The organism is Streptomyces sp. NPDC058274 (assembly GCF_042881375.1).
In the GTDB taxonomy this organism is placed as follows: domain Bacteria; phylum Actinomycetota; class Actinomycetes; order Streptomycetales; family Streptomycetaceae; genus Streptomyces.
In genome coordinates, this window is record NZ_JBHVXW010000002.1 from 604,447 (window position 1) to 622,601 (window position 18,155).

Here is an 18,155-nt window from a genome sequence, read left to right on the forward strand (position 1 = left end):
ATGGGCCGACCCGTCGGTCGGCTCAACCGGCCGACGGCGGAGCCTGCTGTCGAAGGAGGGCGTATGGGGCGTAAGGGGCATAGGCTGAGCTTGTACGAGTGCGTGCGTCAGCCAGAAGAAGGTGAGTGCGATGCGCGTCATGCTCAAGGCCACGATGGACACGGACAAGGCCAACGAGTTCCTGCAGAGCGGCAAGATGCCGCAGCTCCTCAAGGAGACCATGGAACAGGTCAGGCCGGAGGCCGCGTACTTCGGTCCCGAAAACGGCCACCGGACCTGCTACCTCGTCTTCGACATGACGGACAGCTCCCAGCTGCCGCCCGTCGGTGAACCCTTCTTCACCCATCTCAACGCCAAGGTCGAGGTCTTCCCGATCATGAACCTCGACGATCTGCAGAAGGGACTCTCCCAACTCGGCTGACGTGCCGCCCGAACGGCCCCTCAGCTGAAGATGATCATCGACCCCTGGGCGAGGCTGCGTGTTGCCGCCGCGTGCAGGCCCAGCCAGACATGGCGTTCGCGGGCGAAGGGGCTCGCGTCGTAGGGGGCGGGTGCGGCCGGCTCCTCCAACGAGGTGGGGGCGAGCGGCGGTTCGGGGGGAACGGGCGGGTTCGCCGGGTCGATGCCGATGGACGGGCCGACGAACTCCAGCTCCCTCAGGAGGGCGTGCGAGGAGCCCAGGGGCCCGCCGCCGGCGAGGAGTTCGTCGTTGGAGAGCGGGTGCGCGAAGTCGACCGGGACGTAGGCGCCCGCGTGGTCGTAGTGCCAGACCAGGTGCGACTGCTGGGCGTTGGAGTCGAACATCTCCAGGAGCTGCTCGTAGTCGCCGCCCAGTTCGTCCACCGGCGTCACCGCGAGGCCGCACATCTGGAGCAGGTACGCGCGCCGCAGGAAGTGCAGCGCGTCGTAGTCGAAGCCGGCGACCGGGGCCACCTCGCCCGTCAGACCGGGCATGTACGCGAAGACCGGAACCGGCGGGAGGCCGGCCTCGCCCAGGACCTTGTCGTAGAGCGCGAGTTCCTCGGCGAAGGGGTTGTCGGGGGTGTGGCACAACACGTCGACGAGCGGGACCAGCCACAGGTCACAGGCCAACAGACGGCTCCTCTGGTTCGTGGGCGCGGGGGTCAGGGTCTTGGCGCCGCGGGATGGTCTGCGCAGCGTAATGCGCGCGGCGGTCTTGGGTGGGGGTCGGTGCGGAACTCCGGCTCATATCTGTCCCGGGGGCCGGGTGGGGTTGCTGCTCCTGCTCGGGGGCGCTGCCCCCAAACCCCCGATCACCCGGAGGGCTCGTCCTCAAACGCCGGACGGGCTGAAATCCCTTCCCGGTCGGCAACTGGAAACCCCCCGTCAGGGAGTGAAGTTGCCGTGGCCGTCCAGGTTCCAGAGCCAGACTCCGTGGGTCCAGGTGGCGGGGTGGCCGACGAGTTTGTCGACGGTTCTGCGGAGGGGGTCCTGGTTGGGCTGGGGGGTGAGGACGAGGACGCCGGCCTTCCAGTACGCGAGGTCCATGCGGGCCTGGGCGCGCCAGTTCTTGCCGATGACGGGGGCGACGCCGGTGTAGCGGACGTCGCGCAGGAGGTTGGAGGTGTAGCGGGGTGAGGCGCCGTAGATGCCGGTGCGGTCCTTGCCGTAGGGGCCGTTGAAGTATCCGCCCGGCAGGGGGAAGGCGAGGTCCGCCGTCGTCTGCCAGTGCAGGGCGTCCGCGTTGCCCGGGTCGGGCAGCGGAACCGGCACCACCGACTCGCCCTTGCCGACGTACGACTTCCAGGTCCCGTCCGCGACGAAGGCCGGGACGTCCACGCGGTCCACGGTCCTGAGCGGGGCCGGGACGAGCGGGACCAGGGCGGCCGCGACGGCCACCATGCCCAGGTACTGCGTGCCGGGGCTGCGTGTGTGGACGAGGCGTTCGAAGGCGAGCGCCACCAGCATCCCCAGTGCGGGGGCGCAGATCATCGCCACCCGCCCCTCGATGACCGACTCGAAGAGGGGCTTGTCGGACAGCACCGCCCAGGGGCCGGGCAGGACGACATCCGTGAGCGGGATACGGACCTTGGGGCCGAGGGACAGCAGCGCGGCCGCGACCGCGGTGAACGCGAGCGCCTTGACGAGCGCCCGGTCCCACAGCCTTAGGACGATCGCGAAGGCGAGGGCGACCAGCGGCCAGCCGTAGAAGGCGTTCTGCTCGGTCGGGTTCAGGGACAGTGCGTTGGCGTTCGCCGCGTTGCCCGCGACGAGCGAGCGCTCCGCGAAGGAGAGGAGCGCGAGCGGACTGTTGCCGGCGTTGTCGCCGTGCAGCACGCTCTGGTAGCTCTGCGGTCCGGCGAACTGCCAGTAGAGCGGGTAGGCCACGATCGGCAGACAGACGGCCGCCGCGATGCCCATCCCCTTCAGCAGTGGCCGCCAGGACGCCTTCGCCGCATCGGGGCGTACGGCCGCGTAGGCGAGCGCGAACAGCGCCATGCCCATCGACGCGAGCAGCAGCGGCTCCTCGCCGAGGAAGATCTGGTACGCCGCCATCAGCCCGAGGACGACCCCGTCGCGGACCACCCGCGTGCCCGAACACAGGCGCAGCGCACGGTCGATGATCAGCGGCATCATGAACAGGACCATGAAGTTCGGGTGCGCGTTGGCGTGGCTGACCATCGGGGGAGCGAAGGCCGCGAGGGCCGCGCCGAGGAAGGCCGCGCCCCTCTGCCGTACGACCCGTCTGACGATCAGCCAGTACCAGGCGGCGGCCGTCGCGGCCAGGCCCAGCGTCATCACCAGCGTGAGGCTCACCGCGGGTCCGAAGAGCAGGGTGACCGGCGCGAAGGGGACGGACAGGCCGAGCATGACCGTGTTGGCCATCAGGTTCACGCCGTCGGGGAAGCCCTGGAGCGTGCTGAACAGCGGGTTGTGCAGATGGCGGACGCTGTCGGCGGTGACCGCGAAGAACCACTCCCACTGGTTCTGGTCCTGGAGCGAGTCGGGGAGGTAGCGGCTGTCCGGGTCCAGCCACCGGCCCGAGTAGAGGGCGACGGCCATCAGGAGGAAGAGCGTGGCGGCCAGGACGTCCGCGGGGCCGACGGAGCGGAGCTTGAGGACGGTCAGCTCGGTGAGGACCCGCCCGTAGTCGAAGGGCCGCACCTTGGAGCCCGGCTGGTGCGACCAGCGCACCGGGACCTCCGCGACCGGCCAGCCGGAGCGGCGGAAGTGCTGGAGGACCTCGACGTCGATGCCCCAGCCGTTGAGCCGGGACGCGGCGAACGCCTCGCGGGCCCGGTCGCCGTCGAAGAGCTTGAAACCGCACTGGGTGTCCCGTATGCCGGGCACCGCGACCCGGCGTATGAGGAAGTTCCCGGCCCGGCCGAGCAGTTCGCGCAGCCGGTGCTGGTGACGCTCTATCGTCGCGCCCGGCGTCGCCCGGGAGCCGATCGCCGCCGCCTGCCCGTCCGCGAGCGCCTTGTCGAGCCGTTCCAGCTCCTCGATGGGCGCCGCGAGGTCGGCGTCCGTGACCAGCACCCGGCGGCCGTACGAGGCCGCGACCCCGAGGCGCAGCGCGTGGCCCTTGCCGCGGTTGCGGGGGCTGGTGACGAGCTGCACCCGGCGGTCGCGGGCCGCGGCCGCCCTGACGACCTCCCGTGTCCCGTCCGTGGAGCCGTCGTCGACGACGATCAGCTCCCACTGCCCGAAACGGCCCGTGTCCTCGCTCAGGTGCGCGACGATCGCGTCCAGGGTCGGGCCGAGCCGCCGTTCCTCGTTGTACGCGGGCACGACGACCGTCAGATCCACATCCATGGCCGGCATGTCCTCTATGACGTCCGTGCCCTGCGGTGCGCTCATCCGGCCGCCAGCCGATCGATGAGGGCCAGGGAGTGTTCGTTGTACGCGGCGACGATCGCCTGGGCCATGTCCGGGTCGCGGCGCGCCAGCGCGTCCACGAGTTCCGTGTGCCCCGCCCACAGGTGCCCCCGCAGGTCGGTCACCCGGCGCAGGTACTGCACCGTGCAGACCCAGGACTGCACGCGCAGGCGGTGCAGGAAGTCGACGAGATAGGGGTTGCCGAAAAGGGCGCTCAGCTCGCGCCAGAAGCGGAGGTCGTAGCCGATCAGGATGTTCAGGTCGCCGGCGACGGCCGCGCGCTGGGCCTCCTCGCCGCGCCGGCGCACCCCGGCGAGGGCGGCGAGGGCGTACGGCCGGTCGGGGTCCTTCATGGCGCCCTCGGCGAGCCGGCGGAAGACGCCCTCCGCGATCATGCTGCGGGCCTCGACCATGCCCCGGAAGTCCGCCACGGAGTACTCGTGGACCCGGAAGCCGCGGTGCTGCACCGCGTCCAGGAGGCCCTGCGCCGACAGGTCGACCAGGGCCTCGCGGACGGGGGTCGCGGAGACGCCGTACTGCTCGGCGATCTCCTTCACCGTGAACTCCTGCCCCGGCTGGAGCCGGCCGGCCAGCACCTCGTCACGGAGCGCGTCCGCGAGCTGCTGCCGCAGGGTGCTACGGGTTACGGCGCCCTTGTTGCCGGTGCCGGGCATGGTGTCTGGCTCCCCCATCGCGTACGGGTACGTGGTCGTGCTCGTTCACGTCTACGAGCACGTCACCTTACGCGGTGGGGTTCCCCGGGGGCCCTGCTCGTCCCGAACCAGGTGGCCCGGTCCCCGCACCCCCGAACGGCCCCGGCCGGCCCGCCCCGGCGTCACGCGGTGTGCTCGTCCGCCACCGCGAGGGCCGCGTCCAGGGCGGCCAGTCCCTCCTTGGCCTCCGCCTCCGTGATGTTGCACGGCGGCACGACATGGGTCCGGTTCATGTTGATGAAGGGCCACAGGCCGTGGGCCTTCGCCGCCGCCCCGAACGCGGCCATCGGCGCGTTGTCCGCACCGGCCGCGTTGTACGGCACGAGCGGCTCCCGGGTCTCCCGGTCCCGCACCAGCTCCAGCGCCCAGAAGACACCGGTGCCGCGCACCTCGCCGACGCTCGGGTGCCGCTCGGCGAGCTCGCGCAGACCGGGCCCGATGATGTTCTCGCCGGTCCGGGCGGCCTGCCCGATGATGTCCTCGTCCTCCATCACGGTGAGAGTGGCGACGGCGGCGGCGCAGGCCAGCGGGTGCCCGGAGTAGGTGAGCCCGCCGGGGTAGGGCCGCCGCGCGAAGGTCTCGGCGATGGCGGACGAGATCGCGACGCCCCCGAGCGGCACGTACCCCGAGTTCACGCCCTTGGCGAAGGTGAGCAGGTCCGGCGTCACGTCGAAGTGGTCGGCGGCGAACCACTTGCCCGTACGCCCGAACCCGGCCATGACCTCGTCCAGGATGAAGACGATCCCGTACCGGTCGCAGATCTCGCGGACGCCGGCGAGGTATCCGGGCGGCGGCGTCATGATGCCCGCGGTCCCCGGGATGGTCTCCAGGATGATCGCGGCGATGGTCGCCGGCCCCTCGAAGGCGATGGTGTCGGCCAGGTGCTGGAGCGCCCGCTCGCACTCCTGGGCCTCGCTGTCGGAGTGGAAGGGGGAGCGGTAGAGGAACGGCGTCCAGAAGTGGACGACACCGGCGGCGCCGCTGTCGTTGGCCCAGCGGCGCGGGTCACCGGTGAGGTTGATCGCGGCGGAGGTGGCGCCGTGGTACGAGCGGTAGGCGGAGAGCACCTTCGGCCGGCCGGTGTGCAGCCGGGCCATGCGGGTGGCGTTCTCGACGGCCTCGGCCCCGCCGTTGGTGAAGAAGATCTTGTCGAGATCGCCCGGGGTCCGCTCGGCGATCAGCCGGGCCGCCTCGGAGCGCGCCTCGACGGCGAAGGCGGGCGCGAACGTGGAGAGGGTTGCGGCCTGCTCCTGAATCGCGGCGACGACCTTCGGGTGCTGATAGCCGATGTTGGTGAAGACGAGCCCGCTGGTGAAGTCCAGATACCGCGTTCCGTCGTAATCCCAGAAGTACGACCCCTCGGCGCCGGCGACGGCGAGCGGGTCGATGAGCTCCTGCGCGGACCAGGAGTGGAACACGTGCGCACGGTCCGCGGCCTTCACGGCGGCGCCGGCCTGGGGGTTGGGCTGAGGGGTCATGCGGCGAGCGTAAATGTCCACGGTACGGACGCGACATCGGCGTCCTGTCTGCGGTCCGGGGCTTTCCGCGACAGTCTGTCGGGCTTGCCGGGCGCGGGGCGGAACGGGCCCGGGGCCACGGCCTGCACTTGACAGCAAGCTGTCGAATTGACAGGATACTTACACAGTCTTCGTGCTGTGCCCGAGGAGGAATCATGAGCCGCAAGCCCGTGCATCTCGCCGTGTACGACACCTTCGCCGACTGGGAGACCGGGCACACGGCCGGCTATCTGGCCCGCGCCGGGTACGGCATCCGGACCGTGGGGCCGACCCGCGAACCGGTCACGACCATCGGCGGACTGCGCGTCCAGCCCGATCTCGCCCTGGACGAGATCCGCCCCGAGGACAGCTCCCTGCTGGTCCTCACCGGCGCGGACCTCTGGGACACGGGCGACGACCTCGCGCCCTTCGCCCGCACGGCCCGCGCGTTCCTCGACGCGGGCGTCCCCGTCGCCGCCATCTGCGGAGCCACCGCCGGCCTCGCCCGCGAGGGCCTGCTCGACGACCGGGACCACACCAGCGCCGTCTCCTTCTACCTCGCGGCCACCGGCTACGGCGGCGGCGAGCGCTATGTCGAGGCCGACGCCGTCACCGACGGGAACCTGATCACCGCGGGCCCCACCGAGCCGGTCGCCTTCGCGCGCGAGGTCTTCGGCCTGCTCGGGGTGTACGAGGGCGAGGTGCTGGACGCCTGGTATCGGCTGTTCCACGACTCCGACGCGGAGGCGTACGCCGTGCTCGAGAAGGCCCAGCGGTGAGCCGTGCGCGACAGGACCTGTTCAGCCGCAGCGCCCTCGGGGTCTTCCGGCTGAACGGCCAGTTCCTCGCCGTGGCCGAGGAGCTGGCCCGCCCCGCCGGACTCACCGCCGCCTGGTGGCAGGTCCTCGGCGCGGTACTGCCCGAGCCGCTGCCGGTCGCCGGGATCGCCCGGGTCATGGGCATCACGCGGCAGAGCGTGCAGCGGATCGCCGACCTGCTGGTCGAGCGCGGACTGGCCGCGTACGCGCCCAATCCCGCCCACCGCCGGGCCAAGCTGCTCACCCCGACGGAGGCGGGCCGCGCCGCCGTCGCCAGGATCAGCCCCGCGCACGCCGCCTTCGCCGACCGCCTCGCCGCCGCGCTCGGTGACGCCGGGCTCGCCGAGACCGTACGTGTGCTGGAACGGCTGTCGGTGGCGCTCGACGAGATCGGGCTGCCGGCCCAGCGGCCGGCCGCTGTTACGGAACCGTAGACACCGCCCCCGCCCACCTCCCCGGACCGTCGCACTATCCTCGGTCTGTTGCTCACATACGGGGGAAGGTGGCGCAGCGATGGAGAAGCTGGGGGCTGGGGAGCCGCAGCGGATCGGTGGCTACCGGCTGCTGGCGCGGCTCGGGGCCGGCGGGATGGGCCAGGTCTATCTGGCCCGGTCCGGCCGGGGCCGTACCGTCGCCGTGAAGCTCGTACGCCAGGAACTCGCGGAGCAGGAGGAGTTCCGGGCCCGCTTCCGCCAGGAAGTGCAGGCCGCACGGCGGGTCGGCGGGTACTGGACCGCCCCGGTGCTCGACGCGGACACGGAAGCGGCCATTCCGTGGGTCGCCACGGGCTATGTCGCCGGGCCGAGCCTGCAGACCGTCGTCGGGCACGACCACGGTCCGCTGCCCGAGCGGTCGGTGCGGATCCTCGCGGCCGGGCTCGCGCACGCCCTGCAGGACATCCACGCCGCCGAGCTCATCCACCGGGACCTCAAGCCCTCGAACGTCCTGGTCACCATCGACGGGCCGCGTGTCATCGACTTCGGAATCGCGCGGGCCCTGGAGACCGTCACCGACGGCGGGCTCACCCGCACCGGCGCACTCGTCGGCTCCCCGGGGTTCATGGCACCCGAGCAGGTCCGCGGGGACCGGATCACCCCCGCCTGCGACATCTTCTGCCTCGGCTCGGTGCTCGCGTACGCCGCCACCGGCGCCCTGCCCTTCGGGAGCTCCGACAGCGGAGTGCACGCGCTGATGTTCCGTATCGCGCAGGAGGAGCCGGACCTGTCGGGAGTGCCCGAGTCCCTCGCGGACCTGGTGCGCGACTGTCTGCGCAAGGACCCCGCCGCCCGGCCCTCCCTGGAACAGATCCTGGAGCGTACGGGGGCGGAGGACACCGTCTCCGACGGGCGGGCGCGCGACCCCTGGCTGCCGGGCGGCCTGGTGGCCCAACTCGGGCGCCACGCCGTGCAGTTGCTGGAGACGGAGAACCCGGACGAGGCGGGGAATCCGGCCGGGGCCGCGAAGGGGTCGCCGCGGGAGCTGCCCGCGGGGGACTCTGCCGCCCCCGACCCGGCGGCAGCCGCCGGCACTCCCGACCTGGTCAAGCCCCCCGCCCAGGAGGCGGCCCCCGAGCACGCCTCCACCCCCGACGCCCCGGCCGGGTCCACCCCGCCTCCACCGGGACAGCCCGCCCCGCTGGGTCACCTCCCCACGATGGTCAGCGGACCGGGGCAGACCGCCCCGCCGTCCGCCCCGCCCGTCACCGGACACCCGGCCTACGGCTATCCGCAGCAGCCCCCCCAGCAGCCGCCGCACCCGGGAGCCTCGGCCTACGGCTATCCGCAGAACGGCTGGGGTCCCGGACCCGCGTCCGGCTACGGCCCGCAGTACGGGCCGGGTCCGACGCCGCCGTACGGACCCGCGGCGACGCCTCCCTACGGTCCTGGCCCCACGCCTCCCTACGGCCCGGGAGTCCCCCCGCAGTCGCCGGAGGCCTCGCGCAGAAGCGGCCGCTCCACGGCTGCGCTGATCACGGTCGCCCTGGTCGTCGCGCTCGGCGCGGGCGGCTCGGTGTACGCGCTGATGAAGAACGGCAGCGGCGACAGCGACGACGACAAGGCGGCCCAGGGCTCCCACGCGCCCACGACACCGGGCCCCGACACCTCGCAGCCCTCGCCCCCCGCGTCCTCGTCGCCCACCACCCAGCCGCCCAAGGACGGCGCGGTCCCCGACGGCTACCTCGGCACCTGGACCACCAGCATCGACAACGCGACCGGGCACAACCCCCGGCGCCTGGTCATCCAGCAGGGCAAGGCCGGGGACACGATCCTCTCGCTCACCGCGGACGGCCCGTCGGGCAGCGGCACGTACCACTGCGTGTTCCGCGCCGAACTGACCGAGACGCCCACCGCCGGCGGCCCGCTGAAGATCGGCCCGTCCAAGGTGGTCGTCGGCGAACCGGCCACCTCCTGCTCCCCGGGCGGAGCCACCGAGGTCACCCTCCTCTCGGACGGCCGGCTGCGCCGGGTGAACACGAGCTCGGGCGAGGCCCTGACGTTCACGAAGGACGACTGACACCGACACCGCCCGGAACAGCGTTGCCGCGACCTGGACCCGCGGCCCCGAGCCGGACCTCGCCGGCTACGAGGTCCTCTGGCGTGGGACGACGGCCTCCGAGTGGACCCATGTGATCCCCGTGGGCGACACCACGGCGCCCGAGGCCGGCCTCTCCAAGGACACCGTCTTCTTCGGCGTACGCGCGGTGGGCCGCTCCGGTCTGCGGAGCCCGGCGGCCTTCCCGGACCCGTCGGCCTGACCCGAGGGCCCGAGCGGGACCACCCCGCTCAGCGCGGCTCCGGCGGGCGCTGGCGGGGCATGTTCGGGCGGGCGCCCGGGGGCAGCGGGAAGCGGCCCGGCGGGGCGCCCTCCTGGCGGGCGGTGCCGGGCACGGACGACTGGATGCCCAGCGGGGCCGGTCCCGTCCGGAACTCCACCATCCAGTCCGCGGTCTCCGCGCGGACCAGCTCGGTGACGTCCTCGGAGAAGCGCCGCAGTACCCCGAGGCAGCGCTCGGCGGCCTCCCCGGCCGTCCCCTCGGTCGGCCCGAGCACCTCCCGCACGCTCTCGGAGGCCCAGTCGAACTGGAGCACCTGGAGCCGCCGCAGCACGGCCTGCGCGGTGGCCACATCCCTTATCCAGCCGGAGGTGACCCCGAAGAACCGGTCACCGGCCACACAGGCGACCGCGAGCAGCAGCGCCAGATAGCCCCAGGGGGCCACGCCGCTCACCGTGCCCGTGAGGTCGAGCAGCGGCAGCGCCGCCCCGGCGACCGCGCCCGCCGCCGCCCCGGACCGCAGCACCCGCGCCCCGCGCCGCTTCCACAGCCGGTCGGTGAGATACCAGCACGCCGTGTCCAGTGCCCCCCGCTCCACCCACCGGTACAGCTCGTGGAGCCGCTCGGCGGGCTCGCCCCAGTCGCCGAGCGGGAAGGGCCGGCCGCCGAGGTCGCCCGGCCGGGGCCCCGCGGCGCCCTCGCCCCGCTCGTCCTGGGGCGGCCCCTCGGGCTGCATCTCCGGCTGGCTCACCCGGCACTCCCTACTGATGACGTTGCGTGACGGCTGCACGGACGCCACAAGACTGCGTGACGCCTGGTGCTGAAGCGCCGCACCCTTCCTACCGCCCAATGGGTGGCGATGGCCCTGGTTTCAAGGCTTTTCCGCCCGGAAGGTGGTCTTGATCAGGTATAGGCTTCCGCGTCGGCTCACCCGAAAGAGTGCTGGAGCGATCGGCCCCCTGACCACGTAGGCTCGTGCCTGGACGAGAAACCCCCGTCCACACAGCCGTACGAAACCAGGAGCTGATCGTGATTCCCGGTGGTGGCCAGCCCAACATGCAGCAGCTGCTCCAGCAGGCCCAGAAGATGCAGCAGGACCTCGCGAACGCCCAGGAGGAACTGGCGCGCACCGAGGTCGAAGGCCAGGCGGGCGGCGGTCTGGTGAAGGCGACCGTGACGGGCTCCGGCGAGCTCAGGGCGCTGAAGATCGACCCGAAGGCCGTGGACCCCGAGGACACGGAGACCCTCGCGGACCTCGTCGTCGCGGCCGTCCAGGCGGCCAACGAGAACGCCCAGACGCTCCAGCAGCAGAAGCTCGGCCCGCTCACCCAGGGGCTCGGCGGCGGCAGCGGCATCCCCGGTCTGCCGTTCTGAGACCCGGTCCCGGGCCCGGCCCGCCGCGCGGTAACCCGGTCCGCCTTCCGGAGACCGACGGCGGCCAACTACCGTACGTACCAAGACACTGGTAGGTACGGACGAAGCGAAGCGCACCGACGCGGCACGAAGTACAGGAAAGGCAGTCCGTTGTACGAAGGCGTGGTTCAGGACCTCATCGACGAGCTGGGACGGCTGCCCGGCGTCGGTCCCAAGAGCGCGCAACGGATCGCCTTCCACATCCTGCAGGCCGAGCCGACGGACGTCCGCCGCCTCGCGCAGTGCCTCATGGAGGTCAAGGCGAAGGTCCGCTTCTGCGCGACCTGCGGGAACGTCGCGCAGGAAGAGCTGTGCAACATCTGCCGCGACCCGCGCCGCGACCTCTCGGTCATCTGCGTGGTCGAGGAGCCGAAGGACGTCGTCGCGGTCGAGCGGACGCGTGAGTTCCGGGGCAAGTACCACGTCCTGGGCGGCGCGATCAGCCCGATCGAGGGTGTCGGCCCGGACGACCTGCGCATAAGGGAACTGCTGGCGAGGCTGGCCGACGGCACGGTCACCGAACTGATCCTCGCCACGGACCCGAATCTGGAGGGCGAGGCCACGGCCACGTATCTCGCCCGCATGATCAAGCCCATGGGCCTCAAGGTCACCCGCCTGGCCAGCGGCCTCCCTGTGGGTGGCGACCTGGAATACGCGGACGAGGTCACGCTCGGCCGCGCCTTCGAGGGGAGACGACTCCTAGATGTCTGACGCCACGCTGCACGAGACCAGCCACGAGCCCGACGACTTCGCGGTCCAGATCGCGGACCAGGTCGAGAGCTTCCTCGTCGCGGTCACCGAGATCGCCAAGGGGGACGAGCCCGACTCCGCCGTGCCCTTCCTCCTCCTGGAGGTCTCCCAGCTCCTGCTGGCCGGCGGCCGGCTCGGCGCGCACGAGGACATCGTCCCGGACGAGCGCTACGAGCCGGATCTCGGCCCGGAGCCGGACGTGGACGACATCCGCGAGCGCCTCGCGGCCATGCTCGACCCGATCGACGTCTACTCCGAGGTCTTCGATCCCTACGAGCCCCGCAAGGCACCGGTCCCGGCCCGGATCTCCGACGACCTGGCCGATGTCCTCGCCGATCTGCGCCACGGCATGGCCCACTACCGGGCGGGCCGCACCACGGAGGCCATGTGGTGGTGGCAGTTCTCCTACTTCTCCAACTGGGGCTCCACCGCCTCGGCCACCCTGCGCGCCCTCCAGTCGCTGGTCGCCCATGTCCGGCTGAACCAGCCCCTGCAGGAGCTGGACGGCCTCGACACCGACCAGGACCTCAGCGAGGACGTCCTCGCCGAGGAGGCGGGCCGGGTCATGGTGGAGGAGATCGGGGGCCCGCTGGGCCTGCGCGAGGTCAAGTGACCTGACGCTCCGCTCGGGGCGGCCGGCCCGCGCCGCCCCGACGCCCGCCCTGTGTGAGCAGTGCCACTCCCCGGACTGCATTCCGGCCGGCTGGGCAGGTGCCGTCCTGGAGCGGCCGGAGGGCCCGGCTGACCTGACGTCCCGGGTGATCATGTGGTGAGCGGGACATCTCACCATGCGATACCCGGGAAGGGAATTCCGGCCGCTCGTTAGACTGAGCCGACCGCAGTTGTGCGGTGCAGAGACGGATTGAGCGAGGAGCGCACGTGGGCCTTGTCGTGCAGAAGTACGGAGGCTCCTCCGTAGCCGATGCCGAGGGCATCAAGCGCGTCGCCAAGCGAATCGTGGAAGCGAAGAAGAACGGCCACCAGGTGGTCGTGGTCGTTTCCGCGATGGGCGACACGACGGACGAGCTGATCGATCTCGCCGAGCAGGTATCTCCGATGCCCAGCGGACGGGAATTCGACATGCTGCTGACCGCGGGAGAGCGGATCTCCATGGCCCTGCTGGCGATGGCGATCAAAAACCTGGGCCACAGCGCCCAGTCGTTCACCGGCAGCCAGGCGGGTGTCATCACCGACTCGGTCCACAACAAAGCGCGGATCATCGACGTCACGCCGGGCCGCATCCGGACGGCGCTCGACGAGGGCAACATCGCCATCGTCGCCGGGTTCCAGGGCGTCTCGCAGGACAAGAAGGACATCACCACCCTCGGGCGCGGCGGCTCCGACACGACCGCCGTCGCGCTGGCCGCGGCGCTGGACGCCGAGGTCTGCGAGATCTACACCGACGTGGACGGCGTGTTCACCGCCGACCCGCGGGTGGTGAAGAAGGCGAAGAAGATCGACTGGATCGCCTTCGAGGACATGCTGGAGCTCGCCGCCTCCGGCTCCAAGGTGCTGCTCCACCGCTGTGTGGAGTACGCCCGCCGCTACAACATCCCGATCCACGTGCGCTCGTCCTTCAGCGGGCTGCAGGGCACCTGGGTCAGCAACGAGCCGAAGCAAGGGGACCAGAAGGTGGAGCAGGCCATCATCTCCGGTGTCGCTCACGACACCTCCGAGGCCAAGGTCACGGTCGTCGGCGTCCCGGACAAGCCGGGCGAGGCCGCCGTCATCTTCCGCGCCATCGCCGATGCCGAGATCAACATCGACATGATCGTGCAGAACGTGTCCGCCGCCTCCACCGGTCTGACGGACATCTCCTTCACCCTCCCCAAGACCGAGGGCCGCAAGGCCATCGACGCCCTGGAGAAGGCCAAGAGCGCGGTGGGCTTCGACTCGCTGCGCTACGACGACCAGATCGGCAAGATCTCCCTGGTCGGCGCGGGCATGAAGACCAACCCCGGCGTCACGGCCGGCTTCTTCGAGGCGCTCAGCGACGCCGGCGTGAACATCGAGCTGATCTCGACGTCCGAGATCCGTATCTCCGTGGTCACCCGCGCCGACGACGTGAACGAGGCCGTGCGGGCCGTGCACAGCGCCTTCGGGCTCGACTCCGACAGCGACGAGGCCGTCGTCTACGGAGGCACGGGCCGCTGATGTCCCCGTCAGGGTCGCGGAGCGGGCGGCCGACGCTCGCGGTCGTGGGTGCGACCGGCGCCGTCGGCACCGTCATGCTCCAGATCCTGTCCCAGCACGCGGACATCTGGGGCGAGATCCGTCTGATCGCCTCGCCGCGCTCGGCCGGCCGCAAGCTGGCCGTGCGCGGCGAGGAGGTCGAGGTCGTGGCCCTCACCGAGGCCGCCTTCGACGGGGTGGACGTCGCGATGTTCGACGTACCCGACGAGGTGGCGGCCCAGTGGGCGCCGCTCGCCGCGTCCAAGGGCGTGGTCGTGATCGACAACTCCGGCGCCTTCCGGATGGATCCGGAAGTGCCTCTCGTCGTGCCCGAGGTCAATCCGCACGCGGCCCGGCGACGGCCGCGCGGGATCATCTCCAACCCGAACTGCACGACCCTCTCGATGATCGTCGCCCTGGGCGCGCTGCACGCCGAGTTCGGGCTGCGCGAGCTGGTGGCCTCCAGCTATCAGGCGGTGAGCGGGGCCGGCCTCGCCGGAGTCGAGACGCTCCGGCAGCAGCTCTCCCTCGTCGCCGGTACGGACCTCGGGACCAAGCCCGGTGACGTACGCCGTGCCGTGGGGGACAACACCGGGCCGTTCCCGGAGCCGGTGGCGCTCAACGTGGTGCCCTGGGCCGGCTCCCTGATGGACGACGGCTGGTCCTCGGAGGAGATGAAGGTACGCAACGAGACGCGCAAGATCCTCGGGCTGCCGACGCTGAAGGTCGCCGTGACCTGCGTCCGCGTTCCGGTCGTGACCACGCACTCGCTGACCGTCCACGCCCGCTTCGAGAGCGAGGTCACGGTCGGCAAGGCGCGCGAGATCCTCGCCACCGCTCCCGGGGTCGTCCTCTTCGACAACCCGGCCGCCGGTGAGTTCCCGACGCCCGCCGACGTGGTGGGCACGGACCCGACCTGGGTGGGGCGGGTGCGCCGGGCGCTCGACGATTCCACGGCGCTGGAACTGTTTGTCTGCGGGGACAACCTGCGCAAGGGTGCTGCACTGAACACCGCGCAGATCGCGGAACTGGTCGCTGCGGAGATCGCGGCGGCGTAGGTTCTTCGACGGGACGGGTGACGGGGGATGTTCGACGGGGGACGGCCGGGGTGGGTTCAGGGCCTGCTCGCGGTGGGTGCCGGTCCGGCGTGCTGCGCGCGCGGGAACGCAGGTTCTGCGCTGCCGGGGGACGGCGGCGGGAATCTCAGTGGCCGCCGGCCGGTTCGTTTGTAGGATCTGTTTCAGTTCTGTGAGCCGGTTAATGGTCCGGACCACTTGAATCGGACCCTCGTGGCGTTCGAAGATTTCCCTCCCCGTTCTCCGCAACCGCGCGGAGGGCGGGGAGCGTCTTTGCGGTCGCCCTTCGGGGGTGACCGGACTTCACGGCAAACGGGGCACAAGGGAAGAGCTGGTACGCATGAGGGCATTTGACACATCGTCAAACGGGGTGCCTGAAGCAAACGCGATGCCTGACGCGTACAACCCTCTCGGGGGGAGACGTGTCCAACTGGCGTGGCAGAGGTACTCGATTTCTCCGCGGTACAGACAAGGGGCAGCGCCCTGCGTCCACCCCGCCGACCCCGCAGCCCCGGCGTGCCCGGCGGCATGCCGGTGATCGCCCCCATGCCCGCAGCGCGGTCGACCCGCCTACCGAACCAGCGCGACGGTGCTGACGAGACGATCGCCGCCGGCACCACCGTCGACCATCTGACCGAGACGTATCGCACCCACTACCGCTCCCTCCTGGGCCTCGCGGCCCTCCTGCTCGACGACACCGCGTCCTGCGAGGACGTCGTCCAGGAGGCCTTCATCCGGGTGCACTCGGCGCGCAAGCGGGTCCGCGAACCGGAGAAGACGCTGGCGTATCTGCGCCAGACCGTCGTGAACCTCTCGCGGTCCGCGCTGCGCCGGCGCATCCTCGGGCTCAAGCTGCTCTCCAAGCCGATGCCGGACATGGCGAGCGCCGAGGAGGGTGCGTACGACCAGCTGGAGCGCGACGCGCTGATCAAGGCCATGAAGGGACTGCAGCGCCGACAGCGCGAGGTCCTGGTGCTGCGGTACTTCGCGGACATGACCGAGGCGCAGGTCGCCGAGACGCTGGGCATCTCGCTGGGGTCGGTCAAGGCGTACGGCTCACGTGGCATCGCCGCGCTGCGCGTCGCCATGGAGGAACCGGCGGCATGAGCGGCGACGAGAAGCGGCGACGGCCCGAGGAACCTCGGACCCCGGAGCACGAGCACCACCAATCGCAAGCTGGGAACGGAACTGTGAATCACGGCCCCGACGGACAAGACCTGGACGGACAGGGTCCTGACGGACTCGGCCCGGACATCCAGGGTGTCGAAGGGCTCGGCTCGGACGAGTTGGCCCTCCGCAGGATGCTGCACGACGCCGTCCAGGAGATCGAACCGACCGACGGCACGCTGGAGCATCTGCGGCGCGCGGTTCCGGCCAGACGCGCCCGCAAGCGGCAGGCCGTCGTCGGCATGGCGGCCGCCGCGCTCTTCATCGGCACGGCCGTCCCCGCGCTCGTGCACGTCTCGAACTCGTCGGGTTCGAACGCGAACCCTTCCGTGGTGGGCAACAGCGAGGAGACCCAGGGCGGTGCCGGCCGGCAGGGCCAGGACGGCTCCGGCGGCTCGGCCGGCGGCTCGGGCAAGTCCCATGACAAGGGCAAGCAGGACAAGGGCGAGAAGGACAAGGGCAAGGGCGCGAGCGGCGGAGCCGTCGGCGGCGTCAACCCGAGCGCCTCGATCGCCGACGCCGTGAGCTGTACGGCGGCGCAGCTGGGCAACGCCACGCCGGCCGTCGGTTCCCCGGACTCCACCGGGGCGGTCTACGGCAGCTTCACGATCTCGAACGTCTCGAGCACCCCCTGCTCCGTCGCCGGAGCCGGCAGCGTGGGCGCGGGTGCGCAGGGCGCGGCGGACCAGTCCAAAATCACCTCGGCGCGGCACTCGGCGGGCGACGGAGCCGCCGGTCTGCCCGATCCCTCCGCGGAGGCCATCTCCCTGGTGCTCCAGCCGGGCGGGTCCTATGTCGTGAAGTTCGCCTGGGTGCCCTCGGCGGCCTGTCCCACCGAAGGCGGCAGCGGCGGACCCTCGCCGGACCCGACGCCCTCGGAAGGCACCAGCGGCAGCGGCGGTACGTCCACCGACGCGGGCGTCTCCTCCCAGCTGGTCAGGGAGGAGGGCACGGTCGACGGCAGTGTGGCCGTGACCTACACGGCGGAGCCCGGTGGGCCGTCGGCCTCCACCGTCGTGTCCAACGCGTGCTCGGGGACCGTCTACTGGACCGGACTGCTCGCCGGTTCCTGAGTGTCCTGCTCGCTGTGCCGCTCGTCCGGGACCGGAAGCAGACCCAGCTCCGCGTCCCGGGCGAACTCGGCCTCCCGGCGCAGCAGCCGGAACCACATGAAGACGACGAAGCCGGCGAAGACGAACCACTCGCCGGTGTAGCCGAGGTTCTGGAAGGCCTTCAGATCCAGCCCCGTGCCCTGCGCCGCCGTCGCGGGCACCGCCGTCATCCCGCTGTCCGCGTGAGTGAGGGTGACCCACGCGTCGTACAGGTCGTACGGCACCAGGTTCACCAGCGACGCCGAGCTGATGGCGCCGGCCTGGCCGGAGGGCAGCCCGCCGGCCGCGCTCACCCCGTTCGCCCCCGGGCTCTCGGACGCCTGGAGCGCGCCGGTCACGGTGACCTCGCCGGCCGGTGCGGCCGGGGCCTTCGCCGGGTCCGCGTCGCCGGGCAGCCAGCCCCGGACCACGGGCAGTGCCTTGCCGCCGTCGGTCCGCAGCAGGGTCAGCACGTAGTAGCCGCGTCTGCCGTCGAGCTCCCGGTCGGGCACGAGCAGCTGCTTTCCGTACCGGCCGGTCGCGGTGGCCTGGGCGCCGGACGTCTTCTGGTCCACCGGCAGCAGTTCGTCCAGCGGGCGGGCGGACGCGGTCTTGGCCGACGCCGCCTGGTCGGTCGCCGTCCGGTGGTCCTGGACCCGGTCCTCGAACCGGCTCAGCTGCCATGACCCCATGAACACGCAGAAGGGGATGGCCAACAGCACGAAGACGTTGATCCCCCACCAGCGGGGCGTCAGCAGAAACCGGTACACGGCTTCCACGGTACGGGGCCGGGGTACGGGGCCGGGGCTCGGGGTCAGTACCGCTCAGGAAGTTGTCCACAGGCTG

General features: G+C 71.6%; 17 protein-coding genes. 11 read left to right on the forward strand and 6 right to left on the reverse strand.

The annotated features are described in order from the left end of the window. Nucleotides 1–130 precede the first annotated feature (130 nt). Nucleotides 131–421, forward strand: coding sequence for a hypothetical protein (locus ACFVYF_RS07165; RefSeq protein WP_389451994.1), 291 nt, complete (start codon nucleotides 131–133; stop codon nucleotides 419–421). A 20-nt stretch (nucleotides 422–441) separates the two neighbouring features. On the opposite strand, the gene ACFVYF_RS07170 is transcribed toward ACFVYF_RS07165, so the two are convergent. From ACFVYF_RS07170 to ACFVYF_RS07185, 4 genes are all read right to left on the reverse strand, one after another. Continuing rightward, entirely contained in the window at nucleotides 442–1,092 is a 651-nt protein-coding gene (locus tag ACFVYF_RS07170; protein WP_389451997.1) for a hypothetical protein, read from the reverse strand. 255 nt (nucleotides 1,093–1,347) lie between these two features. After that, on the reverse strand, nucleotides 1,348–3,822 hold the full coding sequence (locus tag ACFVYF_RS07175; RefSeq protein ID WP_389452000.1) for a dolichyl-phosphate beta-glucosyltransferase: 2,475 nt from the start codon (nucleotides 3,820–3,822) through the stop codon (nucleotides 1,348–1,350). Next, a complete protein-coding gene (locus ACFVYF_RS07180) occupies nucleotides 3,819–4,514 on the reverse strand; it encodes a GntR family transcriptional regulator (protein WP_389452137.1) in 696 nt (231 codons plus the stop codon). The genes ACFVYF_RS07175 and ACFVYF_RS07180 overlap by 4 nt, the downstream gene beginning before the upstream one ends. Before the next feature lie 161 nt (nucleotides 4,515–4,675). Then, on the reverse strand, nucleotides 4,676–6,031 hold the full coding sequence (locus ACFVYF_RS07185) for an aspartate aminotransferase family protein (RefSeq protein WP_389452003.1): 1,356 nt from the start codon (nucleotides 6,029–6,031) through the stop codon (nucleotides 4,676–4,678). A 194-nt stretch (nucleotides 6,032–6,225) separates the two neighbouring features. Between ACFVYF_RS07185 and ACFVYF_RS07190 the strand changes: the two genes are divergently transcribed. The 3 genes from ACFVYF_RS07190 (at nucleotide 6,226) to ACFVYF_RS07200 (ending at nucleotide 9,381) form a co-directional block, all read left to right on the forward strand. Continuing rightward, on the forward strand, nucleotides 6,226–6,828 hold the full coding sequence (locus ACFVYF_RS07190) for a type 1 glutamine amidotransferase family protein (protein ID WP_389452006.1): 603 nt from the start codon (nucleotides 6,226–6,228) through the stop codon (nucleotides 6,826–6,828). Continuing rightward, a complete protein-coding gene (locus tag ACFVYF_RS07195) occupies nucleotides 6,825–7,301 on the forward strand; it encodes a MarR family winged helix-turn-helix transcriptional regulator (protein ID WP_389452009.1) in 477 nt (158 codons plus the stop codon). The genes ACFVYF_RS07190 and ACFVYF_RS07195 overlap by 4 nt, the downstream gene beginning before the upstream one ends. Nucleotides 7,302–7,380: 79 nt before the next feature. Beyond that, nucleotides 7,381–9,381, forward strand: coding sequence for a serine/threonine-protein kinase (locus ACFVYF_RS07200; RefSeq protein WP_389452012.1), 2,001 nt, complete (start codon nucleotides 7,381–7,383; stop codon nucleotides 9,379–9,381). A 269-nt stretch (nucleotides 9,382–9,650) separates the two neighbouring features. Here the strand turns inward: ACFVYF_RS07200 and ACFVYF_RS07205 are convergent, their stop codons facing one another. Then, nucleotides 9,651–10,391, reverse strand: a complete 741-nt coding sequence (locus ACFVYF_RS07205) for an SLATT domain-containing protein (protein ID WP_389452015.1) — start codon at nucleotides 10,389–10,391, stop codon at nucleotides 9,651–9,653. Nucleotides 10,392–10,669: 278 nt separating this feature from the next. Between ACFVYF_RS07205 and ACFVYF_RS07210 the strand changes: the two genes are divergently transcribed. From ACFVYF_RS07210 to ACFVYF_RS07240, 7 genes are all read left to right on the forward strand, one after another. Continuing rightward, nucleotides 10,670–11,014 carry a YbaB/EbfC family nucleoid-associated protein gene (locus ACFVYF_RS07210; RefSeq protein ID WP_389452140.1) on the forward strand — a complete coding sequence of 115 codons (345 nt, stop codon included), beginning with the start codon at nucleotides 10,670–10,672 and terminating at the stop codon, nucleotides 11,012–11,014. 150 nt (nucleotides 11,015–11,164) lie between these two features. Then, complete coding sequence (recR, locus tag ACFVYF_RS07215; RefSeq protein WP_356133870.1) at nucleotides 11,165–11,764, forward strand: recombination mediator RecR; 600 nt, start codon at nucleotides 11,165–11,167, stop codon at nucleotides 11,762–11,764. Then, nucleotides 11,757–12,416: a DUF5063 domain-containing protein gene (locus tag ACFVYF_RS07220; protein WP_389452018.1), complete on the forward strand. Its 660-nt coding sequence runs from the start codon at nucleotides 11,757–11,759 to the stop codon at nucleotides 12,414–12,416. Before recR ends, ACFVYF_RS07220 begins: the two co-directional genes overlap by 8 nt. A gap of 266 nt (nucleotides 12,417–12,682) precedes the next feature. Beyond that, complete coding sequence (locus ACFVYF_RS07225; RefSeq protein ID WP_383286424.1) at nucleotides 12,683–13,957, forward strand: aspartate kinase; 1,275 nt, start codon at nucleotides 12,683–12,685, stop codon at nucleotides 13,955–13,957. Then, entirely contained in the window at nucleotides 13,957–15,033 is a 1,077-nt protein-coding gene (locus ACFVYF_RS07230) for an aspartate-semialdehyde dehydrogenase (protein WP_389452021.1), read from the forward strand. The genes ACFVYF_RS07225 and ACFVYF_RS07230 overlap by 1 nt, the downstream gene beginning before the upstream one ends. Nucleotides 15,034–15,486: 453 nt before the next feature. Further along, nucleotides 15,487–16,158 (forward strand): SigE family RNA polymerase sigma factor, encoded by a 672-nt coding sequence (locus tag ACFVYF_RS07235; protein WP_389452024.1) that lies wholly within the window; start codon nucleotides 15,487–15,489, stop codon nucleotides 16,156–16,158. Nucleotides 16,159–16,241: 83 nt separating this feature from the next. Beyond that, nucleotides 16,242–17,291, forward strand: coding sequence for a hypothetical protein (locus ACFVYF_RS07240; protein WP_389452026.1), 1,050 nt, complete (start codon nucleotides 16,242–16,244; stop codon nucleotides 17,289–17,291). Here ACFVYF_RS07240 and ACFVYF_RS07245 read toward each other — a convergent pair. Then, nucleotides 17,261–18,079, reverse strand: a complete 819-nt coding sequence (locus ACFVYF_RS07245) for an SURF1 family protein (RefSeq protein WP_389452029.1) — start codon at nucleotides 18,077–18,079, stop codon at nucleotides 17,261–17,263. The two genes, ACFVYF_RS07240 and ACFVYF_RS07245, sit on opposite strands and share 31 nt — an antisense overlap. Between the last annotated feature and the right edge of the window lie 76 nt (nucleotides 18,080–18,155).